The following is an 8,260-nucleotide window of genomic DNA, read 5'->3' as shown; positions in this document are numbered from 1 at the left end:
TCGCTCACGGCGATCCGCCGCGCCGGGGCGGACGCCATATTGACCTATTGGGCCGTCGAGGCCGCCGGCTGGCTGCGCGACGGTCTGTGAGGGCCGCGCAGGCGGCGGCCGGCCGCGACGGCGACGCTGAGCCGACGGCGGCGCTGAGAGAGAGTGACGCATGACTGACCGCAACGACGAACTGTTCGCACACGCGCGCGATGTGATCCCCGGGGGCGTGAACTCCCCGGTGCGCGCCTATGGCTCGGTCGGTGGAACGCCGCGCTTCGTGTCGTCGGCGCGCGGCGCGTACATCACCGACGCCGCCGGCCGTGAGTACGTCGACCTCGTCGCGTCGTGGGGGCCTGCCCTCCTCGGCCACGCGCATCCCGAGGTCGTCGAGGCCGTGCAGCAGGCGGCCTCCCGCGGCCTGTCCTTCGGGGCGCCCACCGGCGCCGAGGTGGAGCTGGCGGACATGATCGCCGCTCGGGTGTCTTCCGGCGAGCGTCGTCCCATCGAGCGCGTGCGGCTGGTGTCGACCGGCACCGAGGCGACGATGACCGCGATCCGGCTGGCCCGGGGCTACACCGGGCGGGACCTGCTGATCAAGTTCGCCGGGCACTATCACGGGCACTCCGACGGGCTGCTCGCCGCGGCCGGCTCCGGGGTCGCCACCCTCGCCCTGCCCGGTTCGGCGGGGGTGCCGGCGCCCATCGCGGCGCAGACGCTCGTGCTGCCGTACAACGACGTGGCCGCCGTCGAAGAGGCCTTCACCGTGCACGGCGACCGCATCGCCGCGATCATCGTCGAGGCGGCCGCCGCGAACATGGGGGTCGTCCCGCCGCTGCCGGGGTTCAACGCGGCGCTGGCCGACATCGCGCACCGAAACGGTGCGCTGCTCATCCTCGACGAGGTGCTCACGGGGTTCCGCGTGCACCCGGCCGGGTACTGGGGCCTGCAGCAGGATGCCGGCGAGCAGTACACCCCCGACCTCTTCACCTTCGGCAAGGTCGTCGGAGGCGGCATGCCGCTGGCGGCGCTCGGCGGCCGCGCCGACGTGATGGAGATGCTCGCGCCCGTCGGGCCGGTGTACCAGGCCGGCACGCTCTCGGGCAATCCGCTCTCGGTCGCCGCGGGCATCGCGACGCTGCGGCTCGCAACGCCCGAGGTGTACGCGCGGGTGGATGCCGCGGCATCCGTCGTGGCCGACGCCCTCGATGCCGCGCTGACGGCCGAAGGCGTGGTGCACGCCGTGCCGCGGGCCGGGTCGCTCTTCGGCCTGGCGATGCTGCCCGAGGCGCCGCGCTCGTACGCAGAGGCGCTCGAGCAGCAGGCGGCGCGGTACACCCCGTTCTTCCACGAGATGCTCGACGCCGGCGTGTCTCTGCCCCCCAGTGTCTACGAGGCCTGGTTCCTCACCGCCGCGCACGACGACGCCGCGCTCGCGCGGATCGTCGATGCGCTTCCCGGTGCGGCGCGCGCCGCGGCCGGCGCCGCGGCGTAGGGTCTGCTCCGGGGTCCAGCCGGTGGGCCCGTGCCTGGCGCCGGCGGCAACGGCCCGCCCATAGGGTGGAGCGGTGACATCCTCTCCTCGCGTCGTCGTGCTCGCCGGGGGAGTCGGCGGCTCGAAGTTCACCCTCGGCGTCCGCGAGGCGCTCGCCCGCCTTGGCGCCCCCGAGGCGACGGTCGTCGTCAACACCGGCGACGACCTGTGGCTCTCGGGTGTGCGGCTGCAACCCGACGTCGACTCGATCCTCTACGCGCTCGCCGGAGTCAATGACACCGAGCGGGGATGGGGCCGCGCCGGCGACACCGAGCGCGTCAACCACGAGCTGCAGCAGTGGGATGCCGGGTGGCCCTGGTTCACTCTCGGCGACCTCGACCTCGGCACCCACCTCGCGCGCACCGGGTGGCTGCGCGAAGGGCTCACCCCGACACAGGTCGTCGAGCGGCTCTCACATCGCTGGCCGCTCGGCGTGCGGATGCTGCCGATGACCGACACCGAGGTCGACACCCACGTGCGCGTGTCCGGCGGCGAGGTGATGCACTTCCAGGAGTGGTGGACTCGCCACCGTGCGCAGCTCGCCCCGCTCGGCTTCGACAACCCCGGCATCCGGTCGGCGCGTCCCGCGCCCGGCGTCGTCGAGGCGATCGCGGATGCCGACGTCGTGCTGCTCGCACCGTCGAACCCCGTCGTGTCGATCGGCCCGATCCTCGCCGTGCCAGGGATCCGCGAAGCGCTGGCGGCCACGGCCGCCCGGGTGGTCGGGGTGTCGCCGATCATCGGCGGGTCTGTCGTGCGGGGGATGGCCGATGTCTGCCTCACGGCGATCGGCGTGGCGACGTCCGCCGCCGCGGTGGCGGGGCTCTACGGCGCCCGACGCGACGGCGGCGTGCTGGATGCCTGGCTGATCGCGCAGGAGGACGCTCACCTCGCCCCCGACGTCGATGCGCAGGGCGTGCGCGCGGTCGTCGCCCCGCTGTGGATGCGCGATGTCGCGGCATCCGCTGCGATGGCCGACGCCGCGCTGGCCGCGGCCGAGGCCACCGCTCGCTGAGCAGCAGCCCGTCTTCGTCCGGTGTCAGCGGTCACGGCCGCGGTTGCGCTGCGGCCGGCCGCCCCTCCCGGTCAGCGGCGGGAGGCGGCGAGGGCGGCGGCGAACGCGCGCGCCCGGCGTGTGATGTCGTCCCAATCCTCCGCGGCGATCGACGGGGAGGATGCCAGGTCGCCTCCTGCGCCGACGGCGACGGACCCGGCCGCGAACCAGTCGGCGAGGTTGTCCGGCCTCACCCCGCCGGTCGGCATGAGGGGGGCATCGGGGAACGGCCCGCGCAGCGCATTCAGGTATGACGGGCCGCCGAGGGACGCCGGGAAGATCTTGACCACGTCGACGCCGAGCGCGAGGGCGCCCATGACCTCGGTCGGGGTCATGGCGCCGGTCATGACGACCGCGCCGGTGTCGCGCATCGCGCGCGTGAGGTCGGGGAGGGTTCCGGGGCTCACGAGGAACCGGGCGCCGGCGGCGACGGCATCCTGCGCCTGCGCCGTGGTGGTCACGGTGCCGGCGCCGACATAGATTCCGTCGCCATGACGTGAGACCAGTTCACGGATCACGGCGGGCGCCTCCGGGGTGGAGAAGGTGACTTCGATGCCGGTGACGCCTCCGGCGATGATCGCTTCCGCCGTACGGAGGGCATGCTCCGGCGAAGGGGCGCGGAGCACAGCGAGGATACCGGTCGTGCGGGCGCGGGCGAGACGGTCGGTCATGGGGCTCCTTGGGCTTGGCGCCATTCTGTCGGATGCCGACTTGTGATCACCACTTGAGCTCCGTGGGACGCGCGGGCCGCCTCAAACGGGAGTGGGCGCGAGTGCATCTATTCCGCGCGCAGGCGCAGGCGCGCCATGCCTCCGTCGACTTCGAGGGACGTGCCGGTCGTCGAACCGGCTGCCGGCGACACGAGGTACGCCACGGCTGCGGCGACCTCCTCCGGGCTGACCAGCCTGCCATGCGGCTGCCGTGCTTCGAGGGCCGCGCGTTCGGCCTGCGGGTCGGCTGCCTGTCCGAGCAGCCGCTCGACCCAGGGCGTGTCGGCCGTGCCCGGGTTGACGGCGTTGACGCGGATGCCCTCGCGCAGGTGGTCAGCGGCCATTGCGCGGGTGAGCGCCGAGACGGCGCCCTTCGAAGCCGAGTACAGCGCGCGCTGCGGAAGCCCCGCTGTCGAGGCGATGGAAGCGGTGTTGCAGATCGCTGCAGCGGGCGATCGGCGCAGCCACGGCAGGGCCGCCGACGTCACGCGAGCGATGCCCGTGACGTTGACGGAGAGGACGCGCGCCCACTCATCATCGTCGTTCGCGGTGATGTCCCCGACGGCTCCGATGCCGGCATTGTTCACGACGATGTCGATGCGCCCGAACCGCTCGGCGACGGCGGCGACGGCGCGGTCCACGCTCGCGCGGTCGGAGACGTCGGCGCTGAAGGCGGCGAAGCGCTCGTCGGCCCCGGACGGGTCGCGATCGAGGATGGCGATCCGTGCTCCGTCGGCATGCAGGCGGGCCGCGATGGCCGCGCCGATTCCAGATGCTCCGCCGGTGACGATCGCGACGAGCCCGTCGAGGGCCGGTGCGGCGTTCGAGTGCGGGCTTGCCTGCGTCATCGCCGCCCCTCCCATGCCACGAAGGACTGGCGCTGGTGTCCGAGTCCGTCGATCTCGATGTCGACGATATCGCCTGGAGCGCGGCGCGCCCCTGCGGCCGCTACAGCTCCATGCGCATGACGGTGATGCCGGTGAGGGCGGACTCGGAGGCATCCCGGTGCATGCCGATCTTCGTCGCCACCCGCGTCGACGCGGCGTTGTGCGGGTGGATGAGCGCCCGCAGCTCGCTGAAGCCGAGCGAGCGCGCCAGATCGCGGGCCGCCGCGGTCGCCTCGCTGGCGTAGCCGCGCCGCTGGAATCGCGGCGCCACGTGATACCCCACCTCCAGCACCCGCCGCGTGCCCAGCCGCTGCCAGGTGAGGCCGCAGTCACCGACGAACGCACCGTCGTGGTCTTCGACGAGCCACAGGCCGAAGCCGTCGTGGCGGTAGCGGCTCCGGTTGCGCTCGATCCACGCGGCCGCCTGCTCGCGGGTGAACGGGGCGGGGTAGTAGCGCATCACCGCGGGATCGCCCAGCAGGGCGGCCATCTCGTCGAGGTCGTCCTCGGTCATCTCACGCAGCCGCAGCCGCGCGGTGGTGAGCACCGCGTCGGCTTCACTGCGGGCCGCGTGCAGCAGCGCCGAGGTGCGCGGCCCCACTCCGACGTCTTCGGCCGTGCGCAGCTGCTGCAGGGTGTCCACGTCGCGGCGCAGGCCGGATGCCGTGGGCGCGGTCACCGCCACGGCGCCGAGCTTGCGGTGCCGGCCGAACGAGCCCGCGCCGAACGCCGACCGCCACGCCAGTCCGCCCGAGGCCGTCACCAGGGTCGATCCGGTGCCTTCTGCGTCCCCCACCACCGCGCGGCGGTGACGGGCCGCGGAGCGCAGCGCGCTCGCGAGCTCGTCGGGCCGCAGTGCGGGCAGGTCGCCCAAGAGTGCGGCACGGTCGCGGCCCGAGAACCCCGCGACCCCCATCGCCACGGCGGCGTCAAGCCCTTCGCCCGGGTCTCCCACGATCTCCACGGGGGCGCCGTCGGGGTCACCGGCCACGGTGGCCGCGGCATCCGGGTCGCTGCTGACCACGATCACCCGCGCGACGCCCGGGGTGCGGGCGACCGCGGCGATGGTGTCGCGGGCGATGGCGCGGGCCAGCGCCTCGCGGTCGATCCCCGGCACGGCGAGCCGCGACTTGCCGGCCTCGGCCGGCTTCACCGGCACGATCACGATCCAGTCGGCATCGGCGGCGTCGCCGCCGTGGCCCTCACCGGTCGGGGCGCCGGGGCGCACGGCTCCCGTCGCCCTCGGCCCGTCGCCCACCGGCATGTCCACCGGAGTCACCGACCGAACCTGGCCCGCAGGCGCGGCAGGATCTCGGTGCCGTAGGTGCGCAGGAATGTCTCCTGGTCGTGGCCAGGGTCGTGGAACACGAGGTGGCGGAACCCGAGGTCGACGTACCGGGCGATCTGCTCGACGTGCTCGTCCGGATCGGTGGAGACGATGAACCGCGACGCCGCGCGCTCGATCGGCAGTTCGTCGGCCCGCCGCTGCATCTCGATGGGGTCGTGGATGCCGGTCTTCTCCTCCGGCGACAGCGCGAGCGGCGCCCAGAAGCGGGTCTTCTCCAGCGCCTCTTCGCGGGTCGGGGCGAACGAGACCTTCACCTCGATGAGCGTGTCGACGTCGTCGGCGGTGCGGCCGGCCTTCTCGAGACCCTCTTCGAGAGCCGGGAGCAGCTTGTCGGTGTACAGCGCCGGGTCCTTGCCGCTCGTGGTGATCCAGCCGTCGGCGATGCGACCGGCGAGGCGGGTCGCCGCCGGTCCCGACGCGCCGATGTAGATCGGCACCGGCTGGTCGGGACGGTCGTAGACGGTGGCATCCTTCACACTCCAGAAGTTGCCCTCGAACGTCACCCGGTCGTTCGTCCACAGCTCGCGGATGAGCGTGATGGCCTCTTTCATGCGCTGGAAGCGCTCGGGCGGGTCGGGCCAGTCCAGTCCGAGCGTGACCTCGTTCAACGCCTCGCCGGTGCCGACCCCGAGGATCATGCGCCCCGGGAACATCACCCCGAGTGTGGCGAACGCCTGCGCGACGACGGCCGGGTGGTAGCGGAACGTGGGCGTCAGCACCGAGGTCCCCAGCAGCACCCGCGAGGTGCGAGCGCCCACCGCGCCGAGCCACGGCAGGGCAGCGGGGGCGTGGCCGCCCTCGTGCATCCACGGCTGGAAGTGGTCGGAGATGAACACCGAGTCGAACCCGACCTCCTCGGCCAGCACCGCGAAGTCGGCGAGCTGGGAGGGGTCGAACTGCTCGGCCGACGCCTTGTAGCCCAGGCGGATGCCGTCGGCTCCCTGAGCCTGTCCCTGCGTCATGACGTTCTCCTCTCGTCCCCGCCGGTGTGGGCGGGGGTGGTCGTGAATTCGGATCCGTCTGCCCGCGCCAGCCGCGCGCGGAACGCGTCGACGGTGCCGGGCCACAGCAGGGTCAGCCTGCCACGGTCGACGTACCAGTTGTCGCATCCGCCGGTCAGCCACGGCGTAGTGCGGGCGGCCCGCGCGATCTCGGCGGTGTAGTCGGCCTCGGCATCCGGGTGCACGCGCAGCACGCCGCGCGGCGCGGCGGCGCGACGCGCGAGGGCGCGCACGGCGTACGCGGCCTGCTCTTCGAGCATGAGCACGGCGGAGTTGTGCCCGAGCGAGGCGTTCGGCCCGTCGAGCACGAAGAGGTTCGGGAAGCCTGCGACCACCGTCGACGCGAACGACGTCATGCCCGCGGACCAGTGCTCCGCCAGGCTCTGCCCGTGCTCGCCGGTGACGAGGTCGGCGTAGGGCTGGCGCTGCGAGACGAACCCGGTGGCGAGCACGAGGGCGTCGACGCGGTGGCGGGCGCCGGATGCCGCCACCAGCTCGCCGCCCTCGACGGCCGCCAGGGCCGAGGGCTCGAGGGTGACTGCGGGGGAGGCGACGGCGGGGTAGAACTCGTCCGAGAGCAGCACCCGCTTGCATCCGAACGCGTAGCCCGGGGTGAGGGCTGCGCGCAGTGCGGGGTCGGGCACCTGCGCCGCGAGGTGTGTGAGCGCGATCTCACGCGCGGCAGCGGATGCCGCGGCGTCGCCCGACCGCGATGCGTACCGGGCCTCGCCCTCGACGTACAGGGCGGCGCGGAGCGCGGCGAGCTCCTCGGGATGCGCGGCGAAGCGTGCGCGTTCGGCGTCGTCGTACCGGCGCTCGCCGCGCGGCACGATCCAGGCCGGCGTCCGCTGGAACAGCGTCACGTGCCCGGCGATGTCGGCCAGCCGCGGCACCAGCTGCACCGCGCTCGCGCCGGTGCCGACGACCGCCACGTGCGCGCCCGCGAGGTCGGCGCGCTGATCCCACCGCGCGGAGTGGAAGATGGGCCCGGCGAACTGCTCGAGCCCGGGGATCTCTGGGATCGACGGCTCGGTGAGCCGACCGCAGGCCAGCACCAGTGCGTCGGCGGTGAGCGCGCCGGATCCGGTGTCGAGGATCCAGCGGGCCGAGTCGGCATCCCACCGCGCCGACAGCAGGGGGGTGCGCAGGCGCAGGCGGTCACCCAGGTCTTCGGCCTCGGCGACCTGCTCGAGGTACCCGTGGATCTCGGTGCCGGTCGCGTAGAGCCCCGACCAGTCCGGGTTCGGGTGGGTGGCGAAGCCGTAGAGGTGCGAGGGCACGTCGCAGGCGACGCCGGGGTAGGTGTTGTCGCGCCACGTGCCCCCGACGGATGCCGCGCGCTCCAGGATCACGAACGATTCGCGGCCCGCGCGGCGCAGCGCAATCGCCATGCCGAGTCCGGCGAAGCCCGCGCCGACGACGGCGACCTCGACGTGCTCGGTCACGGGGTGCTCGCCGGTGCGGGCGGGGCGGCGGTGGCGGGCGTCGGTGTGCCGTAGTCGGTGGTCCGCAGACGGAAGGGCCGCATCAGCCGCGCGGCGATGCGTGCGGCGTCGGATGCCGCCAGCTCCTGTCCGTGCTCGATGCCGGTGTCCGGGCGCACGCGCCCGTCGAGCAGCGTCCCGCCCAGGTCGTCGGCGCCCGCGCGCAGCAGCACGGCGGCGGCATCCCGGCCGAGGCGCGGCCACGGCACCTGGATGTGCGGGATCGAGCCGTTGAGGGCCAGTCGCGCGACCGC

General features: G+C 73.7%; 7 protein-coding genes and 1 pseudogene. 2 read left to right on the top strand and 6 right to left on the bottom strand.

Annotated elements, in window-relative coordinates:
* The first annotated feature begins 160 nt into the window (after positions 1–160).
* Positions 161–1,483, top strand: coding sequence for a glutamate-1-semialdehyde 2,1-aminomutase (hemL, locus tag NQ160_RS14195; protein WP_257515857.1), 1,323 nt, complete (start codon positions 161–163; stop codon positions 1,481–1,483).
* Between the two features lie 73 nt (positions 1,484–1,556).
* Positions 1,557–2,537, top strand: coding sequence for a 2-phospho-L-lactate transferase (cofD, locus tag NQ160_RS14190; protein ID WP_257515856.1), 981 nt, complete (start codon positions 1,557–1,559; stop codon positions 2,535–2,537).
* Between the two features lie 71 nt (positions 2,538–2,608).
* On the opposite strand, the gene NQ160_RS14185 is transcribed toward cofD, so the two are convergent.
* The 6 genes and pseudogenes from NQ160_RS14185 to fbiC form a co-directional block, all read right to left on the bottom strand.
* Positions 2,609–3,247, bottom strand: coding sequence for a bifunctional 4-hydroxy-2-oxoglutarate aldolase/2-dehydro-3-deoxy-phosphogluconate aldolase (locus NQ160_RS14185; protein WP_257515855.1), 639 nt, complete (start codon positions 3,245–3,247; stop codon positions 2,609–2,611).
* 107 nt (positions 3,248–3,354) lie between these two features.
* Entirely contained in the window at positions 3,355–4,134 is a 780-nt protein-coding gene (locus tag NQ160_RS14180) for an SDR family NAD(P)-dependent oxidoreductase (protein WP_257515854.1), read from the bottom strand.
* A 100-nt stretch (positions 4,135–4,234) separates the two neighbouring features.
* Positions 4,235–5,452, bottom strand: coding sequence for a 2-phospho-L-lactate guanylyltransferase (gene cofC, locus NQ160_RS24730; RefSeq protein WP_308211483.1), 1,218 nt, complete (start codon positions 5,450–5,452; stop codon positions 4,235–4,237).
* Positions 5,449–6,483: a glucose-6-phosphate dehydrogenase (coenzyme-F420) gene (gene fgd, locus NQ160_RS14165; protein WP_257515853.1), complete on the bottom strand. Its 1,035-nt coding sequence runs from the start codon at positions 6,481–6,483 to the stop codon at positions 5,449–5,451. The genes cofC and fgd overlap by 4 nt, the downstream gene beginning before the upstream one ends.
* Entirely contained in the window at positions 6,480–7,967 is a 1,488-nt protein-coding gene (locus tag NQ160_RS14160) for a flavin-containing monooxygenase (protein ID WP_257515852.1), read from the bottom strand. The genes fgd and NQ160_RS14160 overlap by 4 nt, the downstream gene beginning before the upstream one ends.
* Positions 7,964–8,260, bottom strand: a pseudogene (gene fbiC / locus NQ160_RS14155) (7,8-didemethyl-8-hydroxy-5-deazariboflavin synthase); the annotation flags it as partial. The pseudogene fbiC and the gene NQ160_RS14160, both read right to left, overlap by 4 nt.

It is taken from the genome of Microbacterium sp. zg.Y909, assembly GCF_024626565.1.
The sequence above is the reverse complement of the archived record's forward strand: the minus strand, read 5'-3'. Positions and strand labels throughout refer to the sequence as shown.